The sequence below is a fragment of the Leptolyngbya sp. AS-A5 genome (assembly GCF_039962495.1).
Classification (GTDB): Bacteria; Cyanobacteriota; Cyanobacteriia; order Leptolyngbyales; family Leptolyngbyaceae; genus Leptolyngbya.
In genome coordinates, this window is sequence record NZ_JAMPLL010000044.1 from 1 (window position 1) to 25,583 (window position 25,583).

Sequence of the window (25,583 nt, forward strand, 5' to 3'; positions counted from 1 at the left end):
CTGGCTGAGCGATATCCCAACCGCAGACGGCGATTTGGCCTCCGTTTCAACTTGATTGCCGCAATCGTCAACATCGAGATTGCAAGGGTTTCATGATTCGCGCAAGAAGTCTATTGATTTTAGTGTTGCGTTTGGCTCACGCGAAGGGTGTTCGCCTACAATAACAACATCCTCTAAGCTGCTGTCCTTATGTCTCAAGCTGCAAATCGAGTCTACTGGACGACTGAAGATCTCAAGCTTCTGCCTGAGAGCAGTAATCGCTATGAAATTGTTGATGGACATCTGCTCATGACCCGCGCCCCGCACTGGAAGCATCAGAAAGTGATTGGACAAGCCTATCAAGTGCTGAATGTTTGGTCAGGCATATCCCAAGTGGGACAAGCAGTTCCGACTCCGGGAGTCATTTTTGACGATGCAGATAACGTGATTCCAGATGTCATTTGGATTAGCAATGAGCGGTTAGCTGTGGGAGTCGATGAAGAAGGGCATTTTACGATCGCCCCAGAACTCATCGTCGAGGTATTGTCTCCCGGAACGCAGAATGAGCGACGAGACCGCGAAACCAAGCTAAAACTATATGCAGAACGCGGAGTTCAGGAGTATTGGATTCTCGATTGGCGAATCCAACAGTTAGAAGTGTATCGCCGTCAGGGTGCTCTGCTTCAACTCGTTTCTACTTTATTTTCGCAAGATAGATTAACCTCTGCATTGCTTCCGGAATTTGATTGCGCGGTTGCTGAGTTCTTCCGCTAAACCTAAAGAAACAAATCGCTCTTTAGTGATATGGCATTAGCAGAATCTTGTAGAATAGTAGTATAAGGCACAGAAAAGATTCGGACATACGGCTGCCTTAGCCAAGTATGGTGACAGGTTTGAAAGTGCCTCCTGCAATCACTTCATTGAGGAGGACTCTCATGAAATTCTTTAATCGCAAGAAGTTAGAACAAGACCGCAAGCCCGTTGAACCGGAAACGAACTTGCACCGAGAACCCGAAGGTCATGTTCACCCGAACTACCGCCACTGGGTGTATCTAAGACGATCGAGCGATCGCTAGTCCCCGTCTGAAATTTGATCGTCTTCTAGTTTGAGTCGAATCGTGTGCGAAAAGTTCTCGCCTCTCGGATCGCCAAAGTAGAATTCGATCGAATCACTAGACAGCCGTTCCAGCGATTTCAACATCGACCGTAGATTCGGGGTACTCGCGCCCGTATCTTCGTAGAGCCTATCAGATAAGGTATTGACTCGTTTCCAAGTCGTGTAGAGTTTAGCGATCGCTTGCTCTAGCTGCGCGGCTTGATTCACTAATTCTGCGGCAGAGTTGAGACACCCTAAGCGCATCGCTTCATCCAAGGCGTTCTGAATGTCGATCGATTCGTCATTCAACGCTTGCACTTGGGGAGCCGCTTCTAGATAGCGAGAGAGCGATCGAGCTTCTCCGGTTGCCTGCTTCAAGGTATCGAGATCAGGCTGCTCTGCGATCGCTTGTCGAATTGAAGATTGATGCGATTCGGGTAGTTTTTGCAAATGTTTGACCAAAGGCGCAACATAGCGGGTTGGAATCGTTTGATCAACGACTTTCTCGCGAATCTCTTCGGGCAACAAGTCTGAACTCATCGCTGTCCAATCGTCGGATAACTGGCGCACTTCACGACGAGTAATGCGATCGCCCCGTTTCGCTGCATCGCCGACAAGCTGCTGCACTTCTGGTTCCGACTGAGCCGTTTCGACAAAGGCTTGCTTACTAAATCGATTTACATCTTCAGGCTCAATATGTCCGCCTGCTAAAAGCATATCTGCGCTGTTTGCAAGTTCGATCAGTTTATAAGCTTGGGTTTTGCTAATTTCGCGGTCTTTCAACCAATTGAGAAATCCAGCCCCGCGACCTTCTCCCGATCGCTTTTCGCGCTCTCGGACTGCTCTAAGAATTCGTCCCCGCCAAATATCCGTCTGCAAATCAAATCGATCGCACACCTGCCATGCTTGCTCAATTTGCTGCTGAAATTCAAGTTCTGCAATGCGATCGTCGTTCGGGTCGGGTAGATCAAACTTGAATTCAGTTGGCTCCAAGGCTTCGGGGGTGAGGAGAGTGGTTGAGCGCGGCATTGCGACAAGAAAAAAACAGCCGCATCATTATTGCATCTTTGCTGCGTTATGCCGCGATCGCATTCCAAATGGTGCTAATAACTAACACCGTCAACATTCCTAACGCAATCACGACTGCAAGAAAGATCACAATCAGCAACGCCACGAACAAATAATCCGCTTTCGCTTGTTGTCCTGGTTTCGCTAAATGTGCCTCGATCAGTGCCAGATTTTTACTGTTTGCCTTCCAAGCTAGATCAACAAAGTCGCCCGCCATTGGAACAATTCCAAGCAACGCATCAAGAATCAAATTCCACAACATTCGGAGCAAAGTTGGGCGAGGCAAGCCCAACCGTGCAGCTTCAATCAGGATATAAGACGAAACAAACGACATCGCTACATCCCCACCCCCCGGCAACAGCCCAATGATGGGATCAATTCCGACGCGATATTTTGTCCCTGGAATTGGAAAGGCATTATCAAGCAGATGTGTGAGCGATCGTAATCGTGCGATCGTCTTATCCCGATGAGGTTGCATATTGATTCATTCTGGTTTCTCAAATCTTAACCTCAGCGTTGTAATTCTGAGTCTGTAAGCGCGATCGAATCGCATAAGATCAAGATCGCACTGGGAGAAATAGAGCGGTGAAATTAGTTGTTATTGGCGGTGGAGCAGCAGGATTTTTTGGGGCGATTTGTGCCGCGCAATCCGGTATAGAAGTAACGTTGCTCGAAGCAGGGCGGCAATGTTTATCGAAAGTGCTGATTTCGGGCGGAGGTCGCTGTAATGTGACTCATGCGTGCTTTGAGCCGTCTTTATTAGTGCAGCATTATCCAAGAGGCGGAAAAGCACTTCGAGGCGCATTTTCACAGTTCCAAGCAAAACATACGATCGAATGGTTTACCGATCGCAATGTCAAACTCAAAACGGAAGCCGACGGACGCATTTTTCCGATTACTGATGATTCGAGAACGATCGCAGACTGCTTATTTAATCAAGCAGCCGATCTAGGCGTGAAAATTTACACCCAAGCTCCGGTAAAATCCGTGACAAAGTTGGGCGATGAATTCGCGATCGAACTCCGCTCTGGTGAAGTTCTGACTGCCGATCGCGTCCTGATTGCAACCGGAAGCAATCCCCACGGGTATGAATTTGCCAGAGCTTTAGGGCATTCAATCATCAATCCGGTTCCGTCACTGTTTACGTTCAATGTGCGCGACGATCGCTTGACTGACCTCGCGGGTGTTTCCGTTGATTCGGCTCGGCTGAAGTTGCAAGTCGGGGAATCCAAATTTGAACAGACTGGAGCTTTATTAATCACCCATTGGGGCTTAAGTGCGCCTGCGGTCTTAAAGCTTTCTGCATGGGCAGCAAGGGAACTTCACGATTACAACTATCGAGCAAAACTGACAATTAACTGGTTGCCAAAACAGAACCCGGAACAATTGCGGCAAGAATTAACAGCCGTGAGGGGTCAAATTCCGCAAAAAACGATCGCCGCCAATTGCCCAGTCATGTTACCCCGTCGCTTATGGGAACGGTTAACGGAAGCAGTCGGAATCGATCGCGATCGTCGATGGGCAGAGCTATCTAACAAAACCCTGAACCAACTGATCCAGGAACTCACACAAGGGAGCTATCAAATTTCTGGTAAAGGCGCATTCAAAGAAGAATTTGTGACTTGTGGCGGAGTGAGTTTGAAGGAAATTAACTTCAAAACAATGGAAAGCCGTTGTTGTTCTGGTCTTTATTTCGCGGGTGAAATATTAGATATTGATGGTATTACAGGTGGTTTCAACTTTCAAAGTGCTTGGACGACAGGCTGGATTGCCGGAAACGCGATCGCTAAGCCGTCGAAATTGCAGGTCTAGGCGGTGCATCAACTCAACTTCGCTGCAATCTTGAGGATGTTATGTTTAAGCTCATTTCTTGTATCGTTGCAGGCGCGATCGTGCTTGCACCTCTATTACCCGCTCAGGCGGGCTATCGCACTCGCTCCTCTGGCTTTGGGGTGACGATCGGATCGCCTTCTAGCTTCGGTGTGCCCTCTGGCTTTTCTGGTGGAACTTTTTATCGTGGTTCTCCGGGCTACAACAGACAGATTATTATTCGTACTCCAAGCAATGGCTATTACAACAATGGCTATTACAACAACGGCTATTACTCGCCTGGATTCTATCCACCAGCATTTCCCGGTTCGACTGTAATTGTGGCACCGAGAGCGCGAAGGGTCATTGTCAATCCAGGCTTTGGTTTTGGCAACTATACACTTCCCTCTTGCGGCACCGCGATTTATGGAAGCCCGATCCCATCTCCGATCCCGGTGAATCCCTACACAGGTTTAGCGTGCCGTTAGATGATTGAGTTCTTGTTGTAAGCGCGATCGTAAGTCTCTTGCTTGATCGTAAAGCTGCGATCGCGTCAAATTCTCGTCTAGCGGGGACTGTGTAGGCTGAAAATAATACTTTAATCGCGTTCTAACCGCCCATACGCCCAACGACGGAAACAACACAAATAACAACAGTAACGGCGATATAGGTAGCAACGGCATTTTTAACCATCGTGCCAATCGTTTAGAATTTACTGTCCAGGGATGCAGAAATTCATTCCCGATACAAATCGTGGGAACGATCGGCACTTCATATCTCGCACTCAGTTGCAAAAAACTCGGATCAAACTTCTCTAGCTGATAGCGTCGTCGCCATCCTTTAGCGAGTCCGCGCCAACTCTCAGGCGCATACAGCAGCACAGTTTTTTGTGCCATTGCCGCCTCGAAACTTTCCCGCTCCGCCCGAACTCCGCCCAGCACCTGTGCCCATCCACGCGGCAGCCACCACACCAACCAGGGATGATCAAAAAAGATCGGATGCGCCACAGGTTGCACAAACCATCCGGTTTTTTCGCTGAGCAACACGCCTAAACAGACAAAATCCCATGGGAAGCACATTCCCGCATGATTCAGCGTGACGATCGCGGGGGGATGGTCTGGCAAGTTTTCCAAGTGGTGCAACTCAGCCCGAAAAAATCGCGTGACGATCGGCAGCAAGATTTCTTCTCGAAACGCTTTTTGATAAAGGGGATCGGGTTCAGTGAAATCGGACTTGGGCGATCGAAATCCCAAGCGAACCCACCGAATTAACAGGGCAACGTAGAATCCGCCCGGAATCAGAAATAGCGCATACTCCAGCCAGTTCCAGCCGTCTGGATCAGCGTGGTAATGCTGCCAATGGCGATTAAACAGAATCAGCCATCCGGGCGGATACCAAAAGCAAAACCAGTCAAACCAGGAAAACCGGAAACTCATAAGCGCAATGTAGACCAAACTACAATTGGAATACCGCAAATTGGGGGCAGAACAGATCTTCCCTCAGACTAGAAATTCCAACCGTAAGCTGCAATTCTTATCCTTGAATTAATTCTTTTTCGAGTGTTTCCTCTTCTGGCACTCCTAAAACGCGATGATACAGGCGATCGTATTCCACCGCCGAATTTTTCCAGCTAAAGTTTTGCTCCATCCCGCGCTGCTGAAGTTCTTTCCACAAACCTTTAAATCGGTAAGCTTCATTCGCCCGCACCATTGAAGTAAACAAATCCAACGGCTCATAGCGATCGAAACAATACCCCGTTCCCGCATGATTTTCGGGATCATGATGCGACACGGTATCGACTAAACCACCCGTTCGCCGCACGATCGGCACACAACCATATCGCATTGCCAACATTTGACTAATGCCACAAGGCTCGAATCGTGAAGGCATCAAGAACGCATCCGTTCCCGCATAAATCCGACGCGCGAGAGCATCGTTATAGAGCAAATACACCGACATCCGCCCTCCATAGCGCGAGGACATTTGCCACATCTGCGTTTCGTAGTACCGATCGCCTGTTCCCAACAGCACAAATTGAGCATCGGTGTACGCGAGATAGCGATCGAGAATCTGAATTACAAGATCCAATCCTTTTTGCTCCACCAAGCGCGAAACCATGCCAATCAAGAACGCTTTGGAATTGACTTCCAATCCGACTTCTTCTTGCAGGGCGATTTTGTTGGCAATGCGATCGTCGATCGTTTCGGTGGAAAAGGGTTGTGCGATCGCTTTATCGACCTCTGGATTGTAAGACTCCGTATCAATCCCATTCACAATGCCAGAGACTCTGCCGCTAATAAACGATAGCAATCCCTCTAGCGTTTCCCCATACGTAGGGGTTTTGATTTGCTCTGCATACGTGGGCGAAACCGTTGTCACCCAATTCGCATACTGAACTGCTGCCGCCATTGTGTTATGTCCCTGCATATACCAGGGGCACCACGTCATCTGCTCTAATTTCCAGCGCCAGGGGCCTTGATACGCCAGATTGTGAATCGTAAAAATCGTGGAAATGTCCGGGTCTTGGTGCATCCACACCGGAATCATTCCGGTATGCCAATCGTGACAGTGAATAATCTGTGGCTTCCAATAGTTCCAGGCAAATTCAGCCGCACCATTGGCAAAGAACGTAAACCGCCAGTCTTCATCCTCTCCGCCATAAATCCGGCGCGGGTCAAACGCAGGGTGCCCAAACAGATACAGCGGCACATCGGTTCCTGGCAAAACCGTTTCATACACCGCAAAGTCATTAAACATTGCGTAGCCTTTCCAGATCGGTTCTGCTGGAATCTTAATCTTGTCATTGAGAAAGCCAAAATACGGCAGGAAAATTCGGACATCATGCCCCATCGCTTTCAACACTTTCGGCAATGCCCCCACGACATCACCCATGCCCCCAACTTTCGCGATCGGTGCTGCTTCCGCCGCCACAAACAAAATCCGCATCTGGCTTTCCCTCTCTCTTTTCGCACTGTCATCATACCGACTTTGGGATAGCGATTTGCGTGTGTGTCAAAATCAGAGAAATGCCGAGGTTTGTACTATGGTCAGCCAAGTTTCGACTCCACCACTTGAAAGCGGCGATCGTCTTTCCCGCTCTGAGTTCGAGCGGCGCTATGCTCCATACCCTAATCTCAAGGCGGAATTAATCGAAGGAGTCGTATACGTGGCATCTCCCGTCCGAGCAAAACAACATGGAAGGCCTCACGCCTATGTGATTGGATGGCTAACAGCTTATGTTGCTGCGACTCCAGGGGTTGATATCGAAGACAATGCAACCGTTCGGCTCGATCTGGATAATGAGCCACAACCCGATGCTTTATTGCGAATCGAACCCGAAGCGGGGGCGGCTCTCGAATTACTGAAGATGATTACATCGAAGGTGCGCCAGAACTGGTCGTGGAAATTGCAGCGAGTAGCGCATCGGTCGATCTCAATGCCAAGTTAAACGCTTATCGCCGAAATGGCGTGAAAGAGTATTTAGTTTGGCAAATTTACGAAAATCAGATTCGCTGGTTTCGGTTGCAAGATAGCGAATATGTTTTGTTAGAACCCGAAGCAGGCCTGATCAAAAGCTGTGTTTTTCCGGGTTTATGGCTCAATGTCGCCTCACTTCAGCAAGGCGACATTGCAATGGTTCTATCAAATCTGCAAACCGGATTAAGCAGCCTGGAACATCAGGAATTCAAAGACCGCTTAAGCTGATTTCGTGGGATTGATCGCGTGTAAGCCACACTCTTTTTTCGTTGCATCTTCCCACCACCAGCGTCCTTCCCGCTCATGCTGGTTTGGTAGAACGGCTCTGGTGCAAGGCTCACAACCGATGCTAACGAATCCTTTTTCGTGCAGCGAATTGTAAGGCACTTCAAACCCGCGAATGTACAGCCATACATCGGCAGAAGACCAGTTCGCTAGAGGATTGAACTTGATCAGTTGTCGATCGTCCGACGAAAACGCAGTATCGACTTGAACGACCGGAACCGTTGCGCGAGTGGACGGATTTTGATCCTTGCGTTGTCCCGTGATCCAGGCATCTAAGGTTCCGAGCTTGCGACGAAGCGGTTCCACTTTCCGAATTCCACAGCATTCATTGTGTCCGTCTTCGTAGAAGCTGAATAATCCCTTTTCGGTGACGAGTCTTTGAACCCTCTCGGTGTCCGGGAAGAGGATATCGATCGTGCAGCCGTAGTACTTTCTCACTTGCTCGATAAACTGGTAAGTCTCCGCATGAAGCCGTCCAGTATCAAGGCTAAACACCTGCACTTTTTTATTGAGACGATGCGCCATGTCGATCAGCACGACATCTTCCGCACCGCTAAACGAAATCGCGATGTTGTCAAATTGATCTAGCGCCCGTTCCAGAATTCTCTGAGGACTTTGGGTTGAAAGTTCCGCGTCTAAACTTGGAATGTCCAACGCGGATTGCGCGATCGTTTGCGCCATAGTGTGTTCTCCGGCAGCGTTCCCTATATTGCGTTTTCTATTATCGAACGTTATGAGCGCATTGCGTTTAGCTGCGGTTTAAGGTGGCGAGAATTTCGTCTAAGATTTCCTGCGCTCCTTGTTCTCTGGCACGGTGCGCGAGTTCAGTTCCGAGCATCTCCGCATCGATTGCGAGTCCGGAGATGCTATCTTTGACGAGTTTCTGACCGTCTAAGCTTGCCACAATTCCGGTTAGAGTCAGGGTATCGCCTTCGATTTGGGTGTTAACTCCGATCGGCACTTGGCAACCGCCTTCTAATTCACGCAAAAATGCCCGCTCTGCATAACAGCGATAAGCAGTCGGCTGATGTTCCAGAACTTTCAGGATTTCGAGAATTTCGGTATCACCTTCGCGACATTCGATTCCCAGCGCACCTTGACCGACGGCATGAAGGGAAATGTCAGACGGAATGAGTTGATGAATGCGATCGCTAAAGTTCAATCGATTCAATCCTGCTGCCGCTAGGATGATGGCATCGTATTCACCCGAATCTAATTTTGCCAAGCGAGTGTTCACATTACCGCGCACATCTTTGAAGCTGAGGTGCGGATAGTGATGACGCAGCTGAGCCAAGCGCCGCAGCGAGGAGGTTCCAATCACAGCGCCTTCGGGCAAGGTCGCAAGCTCTTTATCTTTGTGTTTTTCATGCACGACCAAGGCATCGGCGGGATCTTCGCGCTCGGTGACACAACCCAGCATCAAGCCTTCTGGCAAGCGCGTCGGCAAATCTTTCAGCGAATGCACCGCAAAATCTGTCGTGCGATTAAGCATTCCGTCTTCAAGTTCTTTAGTAAATAAGCCTTTGTCCCCGATTTTTGCCAATGCGACGTTCAGGACTTTATCGCCTTGAGTCTCCATTGTATGGACTTCAAAGGTGCGATCGGGAAAAGCTTTTTGTAACTGCTCCTGCACCCAATAAGTCTGCACTAATGCGAGTTGGCTCTTGCGGGAAGCAATCTTGATGGTACGGGTTGGGCTAGAGACAGTTGAGGACATAATTAGCGGGTAGTTGATACGTGCTTATTAAGTGACTTTCTTCACCTTACCGTAGTGTGATGCCCGATTTGTGGTGAGATCGGCTCGAAATCGTTACAGATGATTAAGCGATGCAAGGTCTGAAGCGATAAATTCTTATTGGATTTGTAACTTCTTTGCTAATTTTGCACAAACTCCAGAAGTTGCATACTTACCACACACCAGAATCAGCTTTCATACAGTCAGCCTTTATTGCCTATGCGATGATTTCAATCTATACATTTCACCGTCCCCTACCCAGAGATCCAAAAACAGGGCGTGCTTTGCCTGATTCTCCGTACCCACATACTCAATTGGGCGAAAAAACAAGTCGTAGAAGAAATCAAACCTATACTCAAGTTCGCGAATTTGGCGAAAACGGCAGGCTGATTCGAGATATTGATTTCACCGATCACAATCGAACTGATCACACCAATCCGCATCAACATCGGTATGATCCAGTTACAGGGAAGCGGATGATTGCTGAACCAGTATCGCTCTAAGAGGTTTTTATGTCAGCCGTAATCGAACTATCGCAAACGAATAGTGCTGGGGTGTTGGCGATCGATTTAATCGATTTGTTGCAGGTTGTTCCAGAAGCGCATCACAAGCTCGTCTGGGCGATTTTGGATCTAGAAGCGATCGGCGATATCAGTGAGGTTTGGGAAGCAGGAATCGTAGATTTAGAAACTCAAATCTCTAGCTCTCCAATCATTCTCAACTGGCAAGACCTTGTGAAACTTGCAAATTTATTCGATCAGGTTATTAATCTTACTCTCGTCGCCTGCTTGAATGCTGCTGATATTCCCGCCGTTGACTTTGATATGACCAATTCAGCTTGTGAATTAGCCTTTGAGCTAGTCGATAGTACGGTTTGGAGGATTTTCGCTAGGCGGGAAGATACATTAGATGCCTTTGTCAAACCCCTATTGCAATCAGCAGCTTAGTCTTCTGTCTAGAATTTTTGCTCTCACTTCTGCTGCGGTCGCTGGTGCTAACAAAACACCGTTTCGATAATGTCCAGTTGCAAGTAAAACATTCGGCTTAAGTTCTTCAATCACTGGAGCGGGACGACCCTGTGGACGCGGACGCAAGCCAAACCAAGTCCGAATCGGTTCTGCATCTTTGAGAGCCGGACAAAACTCGATCGCTTGTCGCATCACGTCATCAAACATTGATCGATCGGGCGGCAACACTTCCCCCGCCTCAGTCGGAAACTCAACCGTCGCGCCAATCCAATACTCCGATGCTCTGATCGCAACAATATGCACATCATTTCCGGTAATCACAGGTAAATCTGAATCGCTCAACGGCTTGGGCAATCGAACCTGAATCGCTTGACCTAAGACAGGGCGAATGTCAACTGAGCTTTCAATCGCACTTGTTCCCACTCCCGCAGAAATGACGAGATAATCTGAGGCGATCGCACCTCCAGAAGTTTGAACCTGATGATCCTGCATTCCGATCACTTTGGTTCCAAACTCAAAACGAACACCTCGCAATTTTGCCGCTTCAATTAGCGCTTGAGTGAGTGCGACGGGATTGACTTGTCGATCGCTTGGTGAATACACGGCAGCAGAAGCACGATAGAGAAACGGAAGCTCTGATTTTAATCGCGCTTGATCCCAGAGTTCTAAAGTTAAATCCTGTTTTTGTCGCACTTCGATCAAGCGATGCCAAACCGATAAATCATCATCGGGAAATTGCAGCATCAAAATGCCTTGGCGATTGAAGGGAATCGATCGTCCGGTCAGCGCTTCTAACTCTGGAATGGTTTCGTTGTAATACTGGATTCCATGCAGTCGCATTCTCAAATTGCGACCTTTTTCCTTTTTGCTGATTGCACCCATTAATACGCCGAGTGCTGCCCCTGTAGAGGTTGGGCATTGAGTTAAATCGGCTTGAACCGGAGTCGGTTGAGCATCAATCACTCTAATCTCTAAACCTGAAATCTTGCTGAGTTCGTAAGCGATCGTCGCGCCCACCACGCCACAGCCTGCGATCGTAATCTTCATATGCAGGGCGAAGCATAAACAACTTGAGAATTCATCCTTCGCCCCCTTTCGCTTAACCTTGTGGAATCAACTTGGTGAGCGCTTCTAAATCCTTCACCGTTTCCCCATAGTAGCGAATCGCTTCCTTATAGTTATTCGATGCCGAGGCTTGATCGATCTCCACCAAATCGTTTGCAATCTGTTTTGCCAGATCGCGGGCTGGCTTCTGCTCATTCGGCAACAAACTGCCCGCAACTCGGCTCATAATCACGCGGATCTCACCCAAGGGCCCATGAATAAAGTTCCGCGCAAAGATGAAATCCTCTTGCTGAATCAGATTTTGTAATTCAGGTAAGCGATCGCTCAACTCGCTCAAATCTTTTGCATAGCTCTGAATCTCTGCAATCTTCTCCGGAGTGTAAGTTGGCTTAACTGCTGTCGGACTGCTACAGCCCACCATGACGATCGCCATGATCGTGCAAAAAACAAGTGCCAGAATAGAACGATACTTTGCCATAACCCTATGTTTCAACTCACTGATATACCACGCCTTCAAACTGCCGAAAATCAGGCGCAGTCTGTGTAAAAGCAGTCTATCCCAAAACGAGTCCCTCCGAATCGGTCACAGAAATACCCACCGGATTCAGAAGACAAAGATACACTGAATACACCGCTGTTTTTCGCGTTACGTTATATGGTTCTCTCCTTCAGACAAGTCGCGATCGGAGCTTCGCTGTTAGCCGCTGGTGGTGGAGCGGGCTTGGTGGCAAATCATTATTTGAGCAATCGGCTTCAAGGGCAGCCGTTTCAGGTGCAATCCGCTCCGCCCAGCACGATTCTGGTGTCTCCAGATATCGCAAAAAATGAAAATTTTATTTCTACGGCGGTCGATCGAGCAGGCCCTGCAGTAGTGCGAATCAATGCGACTCGGCGCGTATCAAGTAATGTCCCTGAAGCGTTTCGGAATCCTGTCTTCAAGCGGTTTTTTGGCGATCAGCTTCCAGCTCCTGAAGATCGAGTCGAGCGCGGAACTGGATCAGGCTTTCTGCTCACTTCAGATGGTCGGTTGCTCACGAATGCTCATGTGGTCGAAGGAACTGACACCGTAGAAGTAACGCTGAAAGATGGACGTACTTTCGAGGGGCGGGTCGTTGGAACGGATTCTGTAACCGACGTGGCAGCCGTGAAAATCGATGCGGCAGGGCTACCCAACGTAACGCTCGGAAAATCGACCAGTTTGATTCCGGGGCAGTGGGCGATCGCGATCGGAAATCCGTTGGGTCTCGATAACACAGTCACGGCTGGCATTATCAGCGCGACGGGTCGATCGAGCAGTCAGGTAGGCGTTTCGGATAAACGAGTCAGCTTTATTCAAACCGATGCCGCGATTAATCCCGGTAATTCAGGTGGGCCGTTGCTCAACGATCGCGGTGAAGTGATTGGCATTAATACGGCAATTCGGGCAGATGCTCAGGGGTTGGGATTTGCGATTCCGATCGAAACTGCTCAGCGAGTTGCCGAACAGCTTTTCACTAAGGGCAGTGTCGATCATCCTTACTTGGGGATTCAGATGATTGATTTAACGGCGGCGATTCGTGAGGAACTGAACAAAGAATCGGGCGGTCGAGCGCAAGTCACAGAAGATCAAGGCGTATTTATTGCGCGGATTGCAGAGAATTCTCCGGCAGCTCAAGGGGGATTACGTCCCGGCGATATTATCCAAAAAATTAACGGCACTTCAGTTCAGACCACTTCCGATGTTCAGAGACAGGTCGAAGCAAGCCAAATTGGAGCGCCACTTCAAGTCGAGGTGAAGCGAGGAAACAGCACACAGACCGTTCAGGTACGTCCGGGCGCGTTTCCGAAAAAAAGCTAAATCCTAGGCGCATTGATTAGAAATCGGTGCGCTTAGAGTTCTCCTTAGAGATCCCCAATATTGTTTTCGAGTTCCATCCGCTGCTCCATCTGACGCAGGAAATAGCCGGTCAGCATTGCGGAAGCGAGTAGTCCTGCAAGATTTTCGCGATCAGTGGTAATTTTGACATTGAAGCCGTCTGCGGGGAGAACACCGACCAATCCCTGCACGTTGTGGGAGACAATCTGCTTGACTTGAGGACTAGCCGATCGTGCCACCCGTTCTAGGACTTCGGGTGGTTGATGCTGAAGGTAACGCAGCAGCGCGTTTGCGTCGCTTGCCTCAGCATCGGTATGAAGAAAATTAGCACTGTCAGGATTAAATGCCATTGGGTTCCACAAAAACCTATCCAATTATTTTGGCATTTCTTTACAAATTCGCCCACTTTGAGCGGTGGGAAAAATTGCTTCTTTGGATCTGCCAGCAGTGCGATCGTCAAATTTTCTATAATCCTTCTAATTGTCTCGCTCAGCGCTCATGACTTCCTCAACCCCTACCGCGCCCGATTTTCTTGCCGTTTTCGAGCAGGCTGCTTTGGCATTCCAGAACTCAACAGCGAACCGTCCGGCAGCCGAGAGCGTTGTAGATGCGCTTTTGCAGGCTGAAAAATTGGCAAAGCAGCGATCAATCGATGACCAGTTTTCGCAACTCCAGGGGCAGTGGCGGCTTTGTTTTGCCACTGGAACCCGCAAAATCCGCCAAGGTGGAATCAAACTGAAAAAAGGATACTATGTGCCTAAACTTGCGAAAGCTCAAATCTCATTTAGTACCGATGAGTCTGGAGCCGAGCGAATTGGCAATCAAGCGCGAATCGGGCTGCTGTCCTTGAAGTTTTCCGGCCCTGCGCGATTTCAACCGAAGAAGCATTTGCTGGCGTTTGAGTTTACACAGATCCAGGTTTGCTTAGGAGATCAGCCCATTTATACTCAAGCGGTGCGGGGTGGAGCCGAAAAGGAACAAGCATTTTCAGAAACTTCTATTGGGAAACTTCCCTTTTTTGCGTTTTTCCTGATTCGCGATCGCTTCATTGCAGCCCGTGGACGGGGAGGCGGACTTGCACTCTGGGTTAAAGATTAAAATCGCAATTGATGCACGATCGGATTAAAACAGCGAAACCTTCGATCAGGAAGCGCCGTCTAGTTGGTTGAAGCCTCACTCATTCTCTTCATAAGGGTGTTGCAATGAGCAAGAACACTGATTCCGGTTCAGAGTTCGATTTTTCAAAATTTGATGCCGATCCAAAGTTGAGCAATAAACGCAATATTTCAGTTCCGCCGCCAAACCAATACTTTGATGTAGAGCAGATTCCCTCCGGATTTACGCCGATGGGAGAAGTGGCGGTAGAGGGACGGATGTATCGGGGTCTGAGCCAAGGACGGATGCCCTGGGGCATCATTGTGATCAGTTGGGTCGCGATCGGGCTACCCATTTTAGGTCTCTGTGGGTATATCATCTACGCATCGCTTGAGCCACTCTTGACTGGAACTACACCGCTGAGTTTCCAGACTCTCTTTTCAACGATTCTAGTTTTAGCGCTGCATCTCATGGTTCCAGGGGTGATTCTATTCATTGTGATTAAAGGAACTAGAGCGAAACTCCGTTATGTTCGCTCTAGGAGTCGTCGAGGTGAGTAAGCGCTTATCCCTTCTGAAAGAACTGTTTCAGAATTTCATTGGGAGGTCGATCCCAAGTGTCGATATGCCTATAAATCAGTCCATCTGCGTTAAGACTGTAAGTGGAAGTGCCGTTAAACAAAAGTCGCGCCTTCCAAGGGACTCTCAGCGTTCCGCGAACTGTCCAATCCGCCAAGATAGTCGATTCATCTTTGGGGTAGACCTGATGCAGATCGAAAAATAGCTCAGTGAAAAACAGTTTGCCGTGAAAGCGCAATGTCCAAAAGATAATGCGATAGTTAAACTTCCACTTAAAGGTATTGACCGGATCTTTGAAGAAGATATCTGAACTATAGATGTCGTAGGTAATATCCTTCTCAAACAAAGTCGGTAGATCTTGCTTGAGCGTGTGAATGATTTCGTCAACTCGGTTTTGAGCAATCATCGGATTTCACCTCGATCGAGTCTAGACATTGTGGCATTGACAGACGATCGTATGACAATAAAAAACGTATGACAATAAAAAACAGCGGACAAGTTCTCCTCATCCGCTGTGGTCAGAACAGAGCGAAACCTAAATCGCTTAGAGATGAGCCGAGAGCACTTCTCGATACTGGCTCTTTTGCTTCACGCCTTTGAGTTCTGCAATCTTATCTTTGTTCTTGAAGATATGAACGGTCGGCGTTCCAATGACCCCTGCTGCCTCGGCAATGTCTTGATCTTCTTCAATGTTAATTTCAACGAAGTGGATCTTACCGTCGAACTCATCCACAACTTTGTTGAGAATTGGCTTCAGAGTATGGCAAGGCCCGCAAGTCGGAGAGACATATTTGACCAAAATTGGACGATCGCTCTCGTGATACAGCTTCCGCAACGCCAAACCGCCCCGATGCCGCGTCGATTCTAGGCTAAACTCAATAACTTCGGTTTCTATGGGAGCGTGAGCGGTATTCTCTTCGTTCGGCACGTCTGCTTGAATCCGAGGGAACTCTTGCACCAATCCATTCACCGAGAGCCAACGTTCCGCCAGCATTGCCGCCATACATCCGGTTCCGGCTGCGGTAATCGCCTGACGAAATTCGTGGTCTTGCACATCACCTGCGGCAAACACACCTTCTAAGCTGGTTTCAACGCCGCCATGCTGGGTCTTGATGTAACCAATTTCATCCAGTTCGAGTTGACCTTTGAATAGAGCAGTGTTTGGGGTGTGCCCGATCGCATAAAACAAACCTTTCGCGTCGATCGTGCTTTCTTCGTTGGTCTTGCGGTTGCGGATTCTCACCCCGGTCATATGTTTGACATCACCGACGACATCGATCGCTTCAGAATTCCAGTGAACGGTGATACGAGGATTGCTCAAAACGCGGTCTTGCATCGCTTTCGAGGCTCTCATCGCTTCGCCCCGCACCAGCAGATGCACATGATCGCCGTACTTGGTGAGATAGATTGCTTCTTCGGCGGCTGTATCTCCACCGCCAATTACAACCAGCGGCACACCCCGGAAAATCGGAGTTGCACCATCGCAAATCGCACAGGCGGAAATGCCACGGCTCCAGAATTCATGCTCATTCGGTAAACCCAACCGTTTTGCTGTCGCTCCGGTCGCAATGACAACGCTATGTGCTTTAACTTCTTGAGTTTCAGAGCGAATCGTAAATGGACGCTGCGAAAAATCAACCGACAGCACATCTTCTGTCACCAGCTCTGCACCCCAACGCTCAGCTTGCGCTTTCATCTGCATCATTAACTGAGGCCCAGTGATGCCTTGCGGAAAACCAGGAAAATTTTCAACTTCGGTCGTGGTCATGAGTTGTCCGCCGGGAATTCCTCCTGCCTGAAATCCTTCAAATACGAGCGGCTTGAGGTTGGCGCGTCCTGCATAGATTGCTGCCGTATAGCCAGCGGGACCCGACCCAATGATCACTAAATTTTCGACAGTTGGGTTTGCCATAAAATTCTATTACAAACTCATAACGACTATGAGTAGTATAGCGCAGATCTGAAAGAAAATGAACCAGGTAAAATACGGATCGTAGGTATGCGATCGATTCTATGACTCTCGCTTCAAAGCAGATGACACTTGCCGAATATTTAGCGTATGATGCCGGGACAGAGCAGCGCTATGAGTTAGTGGATGGAGTCTTGGTTGAGATGCCACCGGAAAGCACTCGGAATAGCCGAATTGCGCTGTTTTTGCTGTCAGAGTTTCTCAAGCTGCTGTCGTTTCAGAAAAATAACCACAAAGATTACGAACTGGTCGTCAGCGGCGCACGGGCAAGAGTTCGCTTTCCAGATTTGATGGTATTTACAGAGGAATTAGTTGAAGCTTTGAGTGGTGCTACGCGAGGCACAATTCTACTGAAGATGCCGCCGCCTGCGATCGCGATCGAGATTGTGTCTCCGGGCAAAACCAATCGCGATCGTGACTATCGATATAAGCGACCCTTGCGGTATCTGCGAAGCAGCGCGGAATATGCAGCGCGAGGCATTGCAGAATACTGGATTATTCTCCAGATGAAGCGCAAATTACTTTACTGACTTTGGTAGATGGATTTTATGAAGCGGCGGTACTGCGAGGCGACGATCGAATTCAATCCGCTCAGCTTCCTGAATTGCAATTAACTGTGAATCAAGTGATGCAAGCGGGAGAATAAATTGTTCGATCGCTTCAATCAATGGTTGACTTAGTGGGTCGAAGATTGTTCATTTGCTGAATTTATCAACTTTGCTTAGTTGTGTTTGTTTAGGCTGCTTATTCCTCATGGAGCTTCAGCAATTTTGGCTAGGTTACGAGGAAGAAGGGATTTATCGCTTAGTGCAGAGGGACATAAGGCTAAATTTCGGCAAACTCGATCGAGTCATCGGCATACCGAACAGAGCGCATTTCACCCATCGGCAACTACACCCGCACGATTACGGTTTGCCTCAGTGCGATCGCACTCCATTCTTCTTACAGTAGAAACATCAAGGGCGGACGAACAAAGCCCAAGACTTAACTCCTCTCTCTTAAACAATGACCATGATGACTTCTACTCGTTTGCAACCTTGGCAAGAAATGGAACTAGCTCGTCGTCAATTCAATCAACTCTTCAACGAATTGATGCCAACTCGCGAAGCAACCTGGACACCTGCGATCGAGTTCAATAGCAGCGATGATGCCTTCACCGTTCGCGTTCAACTCCCTGGCATCAAGGCAGAAGATGTTGAAGTGCAAGTCGGACGCGATGCGATCGCGATTTCCGGTGAGCGCAAGTTTGAGCAAACCGACACGAAAGGATTCCGCTCTGAGTTCCGCTACGGCAAGTTCCACCGCGTGATCACGCTACCTGCTGCTGTGCAGAACGATCAAGTCAAAGCTGAATTCGTTGACGGTATTCTGACGCTGACGCTGCCACGCTACCAAGCGGTGAAGCCTGCGGTGGTGAAGCTGAACTTGACTGGTACAACCGAAGCTGCGATCGCACCCCAAGCTGAAGCAGCACCGGAGGCACCTCAAGCTGAAGCGGAAACCGCAGACGTTTGGAATAGCTAGAGATGAGCGTGGGGAGTAGGGAGCAGGAATACTAATTTCTGTTCTCCCTACTTCCCATCCCCAACCGTCCCCCGATATGGTTCGGTAGGTACGGTAAATACCCCTTCATGGAACGCCATTAGCCGAACAGTATATAAGGTAGGGGATTGAAGGATGCTTTGGTGGCATTAACCCGTTTGAGTCCTGCCGCCCCGAACTAATTCTGGCACTATTGCCAGTCCCCTACCCTGACAAAGCATTTGATAGTGATGGAGCCGAAGCACCAATATGGCAAAAGTTGTTGGAATTGACTTAGGAACGACAAACTCGTGTGTCGCTGTGATGGAAGGCGGTAAGCCCACTGTGATTCCGAATGCAGAAGGCGGTCGGACAACTCCTTCCGTCGTTGCATTTGCGAAAAATGGCGATCGCTTAGTCGGTCAAATCGCAAAGCGTCAAGCCGTGATGAACCCAGAGAATACCTTCTATTCAGTGAAGCGGTTCATCGGTCGTCGCGTTGATGAAGTGACGCACGAAACCACAGAAGTTTCCTACAAAGTCCTGAATATCAGTGGCAATGTAAAACTCGACTGCCCCGCACAAGGTAAGCAGTTTGCACCGGAAGAAATCTCTGCTCAAGTTCTTCGCAAGCTGAAAGAAGATGCCAGTAAGTATCTGGGCGAAGATGTTACCCAAGCGGTGATCACCGTTCCCGCTTACTTTAACGATTCCCAGCGCCAAGCGACCAAAGACGCAGGTAAGATTGCAGGTCTAGAAGTGCTGCGGATCATCAACGAGCCGACTGCGGCATCGCTGGCTTATGGTCTGGACAAGAAGAGCAACGAAACGATTCTTGTGTTTGACTTGGGTGGTGGTACGTTTGATGTCTCGATTTTGGAAGTGGGCGACGGTGTGTTTGAAGTGCTAGCAACTTCGGGCGACACCCATTTAGGAGGAGACGACTTCGATAAGAAGATTGTGGACTATCTCGCCGACACCTTCGCACGTGCAGAAGGAATTGACCTTCGTAAAGATAAGCAAGCTCTGCAACGCTTAACCGAAGCGGCTGAGAAAGCGAAGATCGAGCTTTCCAGTGTGACTCAGGTAGACATTAACCTGCCGTTTATCACCGCAACTCAAGATGGGCCGAAGCACCTTGAGAATATGCTGACTCGTCAGAAGTTCGAGGAATTGTGTGCAGATTTAATCGATCGGTGTCGCATTCCAGTTGAAGCGGCATTGCGTGACTCGAAACTCGACAAGAGCAAGATCGACGAAGTTGTGTTAGTCGGGGGTTCGACCCGGATTCCTGCAGTTCAAGAAGTCGTGAAGCGCGTTCTGGGCAAAGATCCGAATCAAACCGTTAACCCCGATGAAGTTGTGGCAATGGGTGCTGCAATTCAAGCAGGGGTGTTGGCAGGTGAAGTGAAAGATATTCTCCTGCTCGACGTGACTCCGCTGTCTCTCGGTGTCGAAACCTTGGGCGGTGTGATGACTAAGATTATTCCTCGTAACACCACAGTTCCGACCAAGAAATCGGAAGTGTTCTCGACGGCAGTTGATGGACAAAGCAATGTAGAAATCCATGTGCTGCAGGGTGAGCGCGAAATGTCGAACGACAACAAGAGCCTCGGAACCTTCCGTCTCGATGGAATTCCCCCGGCTCCGCGTGGTGTTCCTCAAATCGAAGTCACTTTCGACATCGACGCCAATGGTATCTTGACTGTTTCTGCGAAAGATAAGGGCACGGGTAAGGAACAATCGATCAGCATCACGGGTGCATCGACCTTGCCGAAGGATGATGTTGAACGCATGGTTCGCGATGCTGAAGTCAATGCTTCAGCAGACAAAGAACGGCGTGAGCGCATTGATATGAAGAACCAAGCGGATTCGCTGGCGTACCAGGCTGAGAAGCAGATCAGTGAACTTGGTGATAAGGTTCCTGCCGATGACAAGACCAAGGTTGAAGGCCTGGTTAAGGATCTCAGAGAGGCGATCGCCCAAGAGAACTTCGATCGGATCAAGACGCTGACCACTGATCTGCAACAGGCGCTGTACGGCATTAGCCAAAACCTCTATCAGCAAGCGGGTGGCGGTGCTGCTCCAGACGTTGATCCGGGTGCAAGTGCAGGCGGTTCGACGGGTTCGACGGGTGGTGATGATGTGATTGATGCTGACTTCACCGAGTCGAAGTAAACTCTAGTTTGATTGTGATTGAGGCTGGTAGTTTCCTTTGCTGGAGCTACCAGCTTTTTTGTTTAAAACCCTGCAACCGAGGTGGGTGAATTAGATATTCAGCTTCAGCAACACAAACAACGATCGCAGCGCGAATGCGTTCACGCCCGCTCCAAAATGACGATATCAGCAGAGGCAAGTTGATTTTGAAGCTTTGCTTGCATCAAGCGATCGCTGGAAGGCTCTGGTTTAAGCTGTCCAGTCGTCGGCTCGCAATCCTACGATTTTGGCAAATCGTAGGATTGCGAGCGAGTAAAATTGCATTGCTAGTGAGACAAATTGCAGCAGTTTCCAGATTCATGTTTCCTAGACGCGAGTAGGCTTTTCGCAAACGTTGGTGTTCTAAAGCGGCGGTGAGGCTAAACGGCAGAACCACGATCGACTATCAATCGATCGCTACCTGTTGTAGTCCTTGATAGGCTAAGGCCTTTTCCTCTGGCGTTTTCGCTCTAGAGACGATACTAAGTCGCCCTCGCACTTGCTCTTCGTAGGTAGTCATAGTGTTGGAATGCGAAAGCTCAAAAGCGAATCGCGCATAGTCCCTGATGTTGACAGAGCCATGCTTACTTTTATCAAGATTGAAACTCTTTGAAGAAATGCAAATCAACATCGTATGTTTTGCGAGGAATTAAGCCTAACTCTAAGCTTTCAAACATATCTAAAAGCTTTTCACCGTGAACAAGCTCAAGCGGTGGAACACCATCTCTCACAGCTTCTTTCTGAGCATCAGGCGTAAACGTTCCAGTGGTAAGAATGATTCCTTTGTCTGCTCGACCCATCATTGCCCCTCGAAAATCTCGAACTTGCGAAGAAGACACTAAACCAGAGTAACGCTTGCATTGAAACAGAACCTTGAAACTAACGAACGAGTTAACCTGTAAAATCTCGTGTCCATCAATTCCGCCATCTCCAGATCGTCCTGTAACTGTGACCTGCTCAAATCCTGACTCTCTTAGTAACCGCTGACACAATCGCTCGAGTCCTGCGGACGGAAGCGACAACATCATTTCTAGGAGCTTTTTACGATATGAGGAATCATCCCTTGCTTTGGTGTCGTTTGGAGCAATGCTTTCCTCTACAGCCTCATTTTCTTCGGTGATATCGGTTGAAGCTCGATCGCTTTCAAATTCCGCATGAATTTGCTTGAACAAAAGTAGCGATTGCTCAGGTGTGAGGAATTCAATTTCTCGTCCTTGATCGCTTAAGCTCCATACGCCCCGGATGAATCAACTAATCCAGCTTTCACGAGATAAAACCGCGCCCATGCGACTTGATTATCAAATCTAGGTGCGCCGCCTTCCAATAATTCGGTTCTTTCCGCTTCAGAAAGATCAAGTTGTTTTGCAATAAAATCACGGACTTCTGAGGGACGACCTGATCCTCCTAGCTCTTTTAGGGCTTGCAGAACTGGTGAGAAGAATCGAACAAATTTAGGTCCACTCATCGCTGCTGCTCACTGGTATCAAAATCCGCTTGAATTATGCTATATCGAAGTTTTGAAAACCAAACAATAAAAAAGCAGGCGTAGAGCCTGCCTATAGATTCAAGAAATTAGACGATCGCTCCACCAAGAACGATCGCCCTCATTCCTATTCTTCGTCCAAGATTTCCTCTTCGCTGTCATGCTCATCGACCTGACCGACCGAATTCGCAGACACCTGTGCGCCCATTTCTAACTTCTCGCGCACCTGAAGCTCAAGCTCCTTCGCAAGTTCTGGACGCTCTTCCATGTACTTGATTGCATTATCGCGACCTTGGCTGATATTCTCGCCCTTGTAGCTGTACCAAGCACCCTTGCGCACAATCACGCTCGTTTCTTCAGCCAGATCAACCAGACAGCCCAAAGTCGAGATTCCCTTACCGAAGATGATGTCAAACTCTGCAATTCTAAACGGAGGCGCAACTTTGTTCTTCGCCACCTTCACCTTTGCACGAGTTCCAAATTCTTCGGTTCCCTTCTTCAAGGTTTGAATCCGGCGAATATCGAGCCGCACCGAAGCGTAATACTTCAGCGCTTGACCGCCTGTGGTCGTTTCCGGGCTACCGTAAGTGACCCCGATCTTCTGACGCAACTGGTTGATGAAGATCACCGTACAGCCCGATTTACCAATGTTGCCTGTGATCTTCCGCAGCGCTTGGCTCATTAATCGCGCTTGCAGACCCATATGAGAGTCACCCATTTCCCCTTCGATTTCAGCGCGGGGAACCAGAGCGGCTACAGAGTCTACGACCACCACATCAACCGCCGTTGATCGCACTAACTGATCCACAATTTCCAGCGCCGATTCTCCAGTATCCGGTTGAGAAATCAGCAGGTTCGCAATGTCTACACCCAACGCCGCTGAGTAGCTCGGATCAAGCGCGTGTTCAGCATCCACGTATGCCGCAATGCCGCCAGCCTTTTGCACTTCTGCGACCGCATGAAGCGCCAACGTCGTTTTACCTGAACTTTCAGGCCCGTAGATTTCGATCACCCGACCTTTGGGTAAACCACCACCCAGCGCCAAATCCAGCGTCAAAGCTCCCGTTGGAATCGTTTCTACTTTCATTCGGGTGGCATCGCCTAGGCGCATGATGCTGCCTTTCCCGAAGTTGCGCTCGATCTGGGTAAGAACGAGATTTAGGGCTTTTTGCTTATCGGTCGTTTCTGTAGTTTTAGTTGCCATTAGCGCCTCAGAAAGTGGTGTGAAAAAAGAGAGTGGGGACAGAACGGGATGGGCAATTGTAGCCGAATTGCGATCGAACTATCACCTAATTGCCAAACTTTGTAGCATAGAGAGGATGCCGCTCTCAGCACAATTCGTATTTCTTCTTCTAGGGTAACGAGAATGACCTCGAAACTGCCGAACTTGTTGGTACCGGATACCGCCCTGACGGTGGCGGGTCTTACGGCTTACATTCAGTTGCTGATCGAGCAAGATGATCAACTGCGCCAAGTCTGGCTCACCGGAGAAGTGTCGAGTGCGACGCGATATCACAGTGGGTTGTTTTTCACGCTGCAAGATCCGGATGCGAAGGCTGCGATCCAATGTGTGGTTTGGAATAGTCAGTTGCATAAGTTGGCGACGTTACCCGCTCCAGGTGAACAGTTGATTTTGCTCGGTCGTGTGCATGTGCAGCCGCACCGGGGCAGCTATCAGTTAATCGTCTGGCAAGCGCTTCCAGCGGGGGAAGGCTTACGCGCTCTGCGATCGCGTCAACTCAAAGACCGTCTCGAAGCCGAGGGGCTGTTTGATGCTGATCGCAAGCGCCCGATCCCGACTCATCCGCAAACCGTAGCGGTTGTGACTTCACCGCAAGCCGCCGCTTGGGGAGACATTCAAAGAACGCTGAAGCGACGATATCCGGGTTTACGGGTGCTGTTTTCACCTGCATTGGTACAGGGCGATCAAGCACCTTTGTCGATCGTAGCTGCCATCAAACGGGTTGAGCGAGATAACAGAGCAGATGTACTAATTATATCACGAGGCGGCGGTGCGATCGAAGATATGGTCTGTTTTAATGATGAAAATGTTGTGAGAGCGATCGCGGATTGCCCAATTCCGGTGATTGCGGGGATTGGACATCAGCGCGATGAATCGCTTTCGGATTTGGCGGCAGATCTGGCGGCGCATACTCCGACGGCTGCGGCAGAACAGGCGGTTCCTTGTTTGGCGGATTTGTATGAGCTTCACAACAATCGAGTTCAGTCGCTCAATCTAGCGATGCTGCAATACATGAGCGAGGAGCACGATCGTTTAGCTGGATTGCGCGATCGTATCTCTCGATTGAAGCTCGATCGTGCTTTGAAACAAGAAGCACAAGTCATTTCCTGGCTGCGTCAACGATTGATTCAATCCACGCAAAGACGGTTTCAAATTGCAGAGCAACACTGTCAAATGCTTCAGGAAAAATTGACTACGCTTGATCCGGCATCGGTTCTACAGCGAGGATATGCAGTAGTTCGGGCAGAATCGGGAATTGTGCGATCGACGAACGATGTAACGGTTGGCGAAACCTTAAAAATTCAGCTAGGACAAGGGCAAATTGATGTGACTGTAACTAACGTATCGGCAGATAAAACTGTATAAGTAAAATAGCGATCGAACTTTTGCCGATGAATTCCTCTTCTAATGCAAACGCTCAAAAATCGAATCGTTCTTCTGAATCCTGGAACTATGAAACGACGGTGGCAAAAGTCGAGGAAATTTTGACGCGGATTGAATCAGGCGAATTGGAATTAGCCGATGTGTTTGAGGAGTTTTCGGCTGCGGTTGAATACTTAAGACAATGTGAATCGTTTTTAGCAGAGCGGCAGAAACAGGTGGATTTGTTGATTGAAACGTTGACCGATGAAGCTGAGTTTTAGCAGTCAAAAGTCTCTAAACTACTCTCTAGAACTTCAGCAATCGAGTAAGGGCATTTAGCAGGAAAATATTCGATCGATAATCCAGTTTCTGCGCTTGCAAGTCGGGTTGCTTTGCGATACTGCTTCTCAAGAATTTCGGTAAGATAGCTTTTAAGACTTGGAGAATCTTCTAGCGCTTCCTCGATTCGTATCCGATGTTCCATAATACTCAATTCCCAACTTTATGAGCGGCGATCGATTTGATATTGCCACTTCAGTAAATGCAATAAAACAATCACTAAATTACTCGATAGGCTTCTCCGTTCGCTTTTTTCAATGTCTTCGATCTCATCCAGTAGATTCTTCCAATCAACCTGGCTATAGTTCTGATGTTTTAACTTTTTAAGTGTGTCCTGAATCCACAGATATAGCGATTGCCATTAGTGTTGCGGTATCGATGGAGAGGAACTGGGCACTCTAAGACAGTTGAGTTGCTCAGTCCCTTCGATGCCGAAAGCTTACAGTCAAGATTTGCGAGA

At 48.8% G+C, this 25,583-nt stretch carries 29 protein-coding genes and 3 pseudogenes; 17 read left to right on the forward strand and 15 right to left on the reverse strand.

Annotated elements, in window-relative coordinates:
• From NC980_RS23925 to NC980_RS23935, 3 genes and pseudogenes are all read left to right on the forward strand, one after another.
• Positions 1-96 (forward strand): annotated as a pseudogene (locus NC980_RS23925) (IS5/IS1182 family transposase); the annotation flags it as partial.
• Positions 97-189: 93 nt separating this feature from the next.
• Positions 190-753, forward strand: coding sequence for a Uma2 family endonuclease (locus NC980_RS23930; RefSeq protein ID WP_190375704.1), 564 nt, complete (start codon positions 190-192; stop codon positions 751-753).
• Between the two features lie 161 nt (positions 754-914).
• On the forward strand, positions 915-1,055 hold the full coding sequence (locus tag NC980_RS23935) for a hypothetical protein (RefSeq protein WP_190375705.1): 141 nt from the start codon (positions 915-917) through the stop codon (positions 1,053-1,055).
• On the opposite strand, the gene NC980_RS23940 is transcribed toward NC980_RS23935, so the two are convergent.
• A complete protein-coding gene (locus NC980_RS23940) occupies positions 1,052-2,104 on the reverse strand; it encodes a hypothetical protein (RefSeq protein ID WP_190375706.1) in 1,053 nt (350 codons plus the stop codon). The genes NC980_RS23935 and NC980_RS23940 overlap by 4 nt on opposite strands.
• 46 nt (positions 2,105-2,150) lie before the next feature.
• Positions 2,151-2,621 (reverse strand): DUF4112 domain-containing protein, encoded by a 471-nt coding sequence (locus NC980_RS23945; RefSeq protein ID WP_190375707.1) that lies wholly within the window; start codon positions 2,619-2,621, stop codon positions 2,151-2,153.
• Between the two features lie 107 nt (positions 2,622-2,728).
• On the opposite strand from NC980_RS23945, the gene NC980_RS23950 reads away from it, so the two are divergent.
• Complete coding sequence (locus tag NC980_RS23950; RefSeq protein ID WP_190375708.1) at positions 2,729-3,955, forward strand: aminoacetone oxidase family FAD-binding enzyme; 1,227 nt, start codon at positions 2,729-2,731, stop codon at positions 3,953-3,955.
• A 41-nt stretch (positions 3,956-3,996) separates the two neighbouring features.
• A complete protein-coding gene (locus NC980_RS23955; RefSeq protein ID WP_190375709.1) occupies positions 3,997-4,440 on the forward strand; it encodes a hypothetical protein in 444 nt (147 codons plus the stop codon).
• Here NC980_RS23955 and NC980_RS23960 read toward each other — a convergent pair.
• Both NC980_RS23960 and glgA read right to left on the reverse strand, forming a co-directional pair.
• Positions 4,426-5,388 carry a 1-acyl-sn-glycerol-3-phosphate acyltransferase gene (locus NC980_RS23960; protein WP_190375710.1) on the reverse strand — a complete coding sequence of 321 codons (963 nt, stop codon included), beginning with the start codon at positions 5,386-5,388 and terminating at the stop codon, positions 4,426-4,428. The two genes, NC980_RS23955 and NC980_RS23960, sit on opposite strands and share 15 nt — an antisense overlap.
• A gap of 97 nt (positions 5,389-5,485) precedes the next feature.
• A complete protein-coding gene (gene glgA, locus NC980_RS23965) occupies positions 5,486-6,898 on the reverse strand; it encodes a glycogen synthase GlgA (protein WP_190375711.1) in 1,413 nt (470 codons plus the stop codon).
• 97 nt (positions 6,899-6,995) lie between these two features.
• Here glgA and NC980_RS23970 point away from each other — a divergent pair.
• Positions 6,996-7,657, forward strand: a pseudogene (locus NC980_RS23970) (Uma2 family endonuclease).
• On the opposite strand, the gene NC980_RS23975 reads toward NC980_RS23970, so the two are convergent.
• The gene (locus tag NC980_RS23975) at positions 7,649-8,395 is read right to left on the reverse strand and encodes a phosphoadenylyl-sulfate reductase (protein WP_190375712.1); all 747 of its coding nucleotides are present in this window, start codon (positions 8,393-8,395) and stop codon (positions 7,649-7,651) included. The pseudogene NC980_RS23970 and the gene NC980_RS23975 sit on opposite strands and share 9 nt — an antisense overlap.
• A gap of 67 nt (positions 8,396-8,462) precedes the next feature.
• The gene (hemC, locus tag NC980_RS23980; RefSeq protein WP_190375713.1) at positions 8,463-9,431 is read right to left on the reverse strand and encodes a hydroxymethylbilane synthase; all 969 of its coding nucleotides are present in this window, start codon (positions 9,429-9,431) and stop codon (positions 8,463-8,465) included.
• Between the two features lie 302 nt (positions 9,432-9,733).
• On the opposite strand from hemC, the gene NC980_RS23985 reads away from it, so the two are divergent.
• Together NC980_RS23985 and NC980_RS23990 are read left to right on the forward strand one after the other, a co-directional pair.
• Positions 9,734-9,952: a hypothetical protein gene (locus NC980_RS23985; protein WP_206753809.1), complete on the forward strand. Its 219-nt coding sequence runs from the start codon at positions 9,734-9,736 to the stop codon at positions 9,950-9,952.
• Positions 9,953-9,961: 9 nt separating this feature from the next.
• On the forward strand, positions 9,962-10,396 hold the full coding sequence (locus NC980_RS23990) for a hypothetical protein (protein WP_190375715.1): 435 nt from the start codon (positions 9,962-9,964) through the stop codon (positions 10,394-10,396).
• Here NC980_RS23990 and NC980_RS23995 read toward each other — a convergent pair.
• Positions 10,385-11,464, reverse strand: coding sequence for an FAD-dependent oxidoreductase (locus tag NC980_RS23995; RefSeq protein ID WP_190375716.1), 1,080 nt, complete (start codon positions 11,462-11,464; stop codon positions 10,385-10,387). The genes NC980_RS23990 and NC980_RS23995 overlap by 12 nt on opposite strands.
• 52 nt (positions 11,465-11,516) lie before the next feature.
• Complete coding sequence (psbQ, locus tag NC980_RS24000) at positions 11,517-11,960, reverse strand: photosystem II protein PsbQ (protein WP_190375717.1); 444 nt, start codon at positions 11,958-11,960, stop codon at positions 11,517-11,519.
• Positions 11,961-12,137: 177 nt separating this feature from the next.
• Between psbQ and NC980_RS24005 the strand changes: the two genes are divergently transcribed.
• Positions 12,138-13,319, forward strand: a complete 1,182-nt coding sequence (locus tag NC980_RS24005; protein WP_190375718.1) for an HhoA/HhoB/HtrA family serine endopeptidase — start codon at positions 12,138-12,140, stop codon at positions 13,317-13,319.
• 44 nt (positions 13,320-13,363) lie between these two features.
• Here the strand turns inward: NC980_RS24005 and NC980_RS24010 are convergent, their stop codons facing one another.
• Positions 13,364-13,687, reverse strand: a complete 324-nt coding sequence (locus NC980_RS24010) for a DUF760 domain-containing protein (protein ID WP_190375719.1) — start codon at positions 13,685-13,687, stop codon at positions 13,364-13,366.
• A 148-nt stretch (positions 13,688-13,835) separates the two neighbouring features.
• On the opposite strand from NC980_RS24010, the gene NC980_RS24015 reads away from it, so the two are divergent.
• Both NC980_RS24015 and NC980_RS24020 read left to right on the forward strand, forming a co-directional pair.
• Positions 13,836-14,435: a hypothetical protein gene (locus tag NC980_RS24015; RefSeq protein ID WP_190375720.1), complete on the forward strand. Its 600-nt coding sequence runs from the start codon at positions 13,836-13,838 to the stop codon at positions 14,433-14,435.
• 104 nt (positions 14,436-14,539) lie between these two features.
• Positions 14,540-14,992: a hypothetical protein gene (locus tag NC980_RS24020; RefSeq protein ID WP_190375721.1), complete on the forward strand. Its 453-nt coding sequence runs from the start codon at positions 14,540-14,542 to the stop codon at positions 14,990-14,992.
• Between the two features lie 4 nt (positions 14,993-14,996).
• Here NC980_RS24020 and NC980_RS24025 read toward each other — a convergent pair whose 3' ends face one another.
• Entirely contained in the window at positions 14,997-15,416 is a 420-nt protein-coding gene (locus tag NC980_RS24025) for a DUF2358 domain-containing protein (RefSeq protein ID WP_190375722.1), read from the reverse strand.
• 138 nt (positions 15,417-15,554) lie between these two features.
• Complete coding sequence (gene trxB / locus NC980_RS24030; protein WP_190375723.1) at positions 15,555-16,922, reverse strand: thioredoxin-disulfide reductase; 1,368 nt, start codon at positions 16,920-16,922, stop codon at positions 15,555-15,557.
• A 101-nt stretch (positions 16,923-17,023) separates the two neighbouring features.
• On the opposite strand from trxB, the gene NC980_RS24035 reads away from it, so the two are divergent.
• From NC980_RS24035 to dnaK, 4 genes are all read left to right on the forward strand, one after another.
• Positions 17,024-17,509 (forward strand): Uma2 family endonuclease, encoded by a 486-nt coding sequence (locus NC980_RS24035; RefSeq protein WP_347272569.1) that lies wholly within the window; start codon positions 17,024-17,026, stop codon positions 17,507-17,509.
• A gap of 223 nt (positions 17,510-17,732) precedes the next feature.
• Positions 17,733-17,930, forward strand: coding sequence for a hypothetical protein (locus NC980_RS24040; RefSeq protein WP_190375724.1), 198 nt, complete (start codon positions 17,733-17,735; stop codon positions 17,928-17,930).
• A gap of 60 nt (positions 17,931-17,990) precedes the next feature.
• Positions 17,991-18,503, forward strand: coding sequence for an Hsp20/alpha crystallin family protein (locus NC980_RS24045; protein WP_199298414.1), 513 nt, complete (start codon positions 17,991-17,993; stop codon positions 18,501-18,503).
• 267 nt (positions 18,504-18,770) lie between these two features.
• Positions 18,771-20,678, forward strand: coding sequence for a molecular chaperone DnaK (gene dnaK / locus NC980_RS24050; RefSeq protein WP_190375725.1), 1,908 nt, complete (start codon positions 18,771-18,773; stop codon positions 20,676-20,678).
• 611 nt (positions 20,679-21,289) lie between these two features.
• Here the strand turns inward: dnaK and NC980_RS24055 are convergent.
• From NC980_RS24055 to recA, 3 genes are all read right to left on the reverse strand, one after another.
• Positions 21,290-21,868, reverse strand: a complete 579-nt coding sequence (locus NC980_RS24055; RefSeq protein ID WP_199298415.1) for a restriction endonuclease — start codon at positions 21,866-21,868, stop codon at positions 21,290-21,292.
• A gap of 50 nt (positions 21,869-21,918) precedes the next feature.
• Positions 21,919-22,161 carry a winged helix-turn-helix domain-containing protein gene (locus NC980_RS24060; protein ID WP_199298416.1) on the reverse strand — a complete coding sequence of 81 codons (243 nt, stop codon included), beginning with the start codon at positions 22,159-22,161 and terminating at the stop codon, positions 21,919-21,921.
• 145 nt (positions 22,162-22,306) lie between these two features.
• Entirely contained in the window at positions 22,307-23,383 is a 1,077-nt protein-coding gene (recA, locus tag NC980_RS24065) for a recombinase RecA (protein WP_190375726.1), read from the reverse strand.
• A gap of 162 nt (positions 23,384-23,545) precedes the next feature.
• Between recA and xseA the strand changes: the two genes are divergently transcribed.
• The gene (gene xseA / locus NC980_RS24070) at positions 23,546-24,787 is read left to right on the forward strand and encodes an exodeoxyribonuclease VII large subunit (RefSeq protein ID WP_190375727.1); all 1,242 of its coding nucleotides are present in this window, start codon (positions 23,546-23,548) and stop codon (positions 24,785-24,787) included.
• Positions 24,788-24,813: 26 nt separating this feature from the next.
• The gene (gene xseB / locus NC980_RS24075; protein WP_190375728.1) at positions 24,814-25,065 is read left to right on the forward strand and encodes an exodeoxyribonuclease VII small subunit; all 252 of its coding nucleotides are present in this window, start codon (positions 24,814-24,816) and stop codon (positions 25,063-25,065) included.
• Here the strand turns inward: xseB and NC980_RS24080 are convergent.
• Positions 25,062-25,469: pseudogene (locus NC980_RS24080) on the reverse strand (DUF29 domain-containing protein). The gene xseB and the pseudogene NC980_RS24080 overlap by 4 nt on opposite strands.
• Between the last annotated feature and the right edge of the window lie 114 nt (positions 25,470-25,583).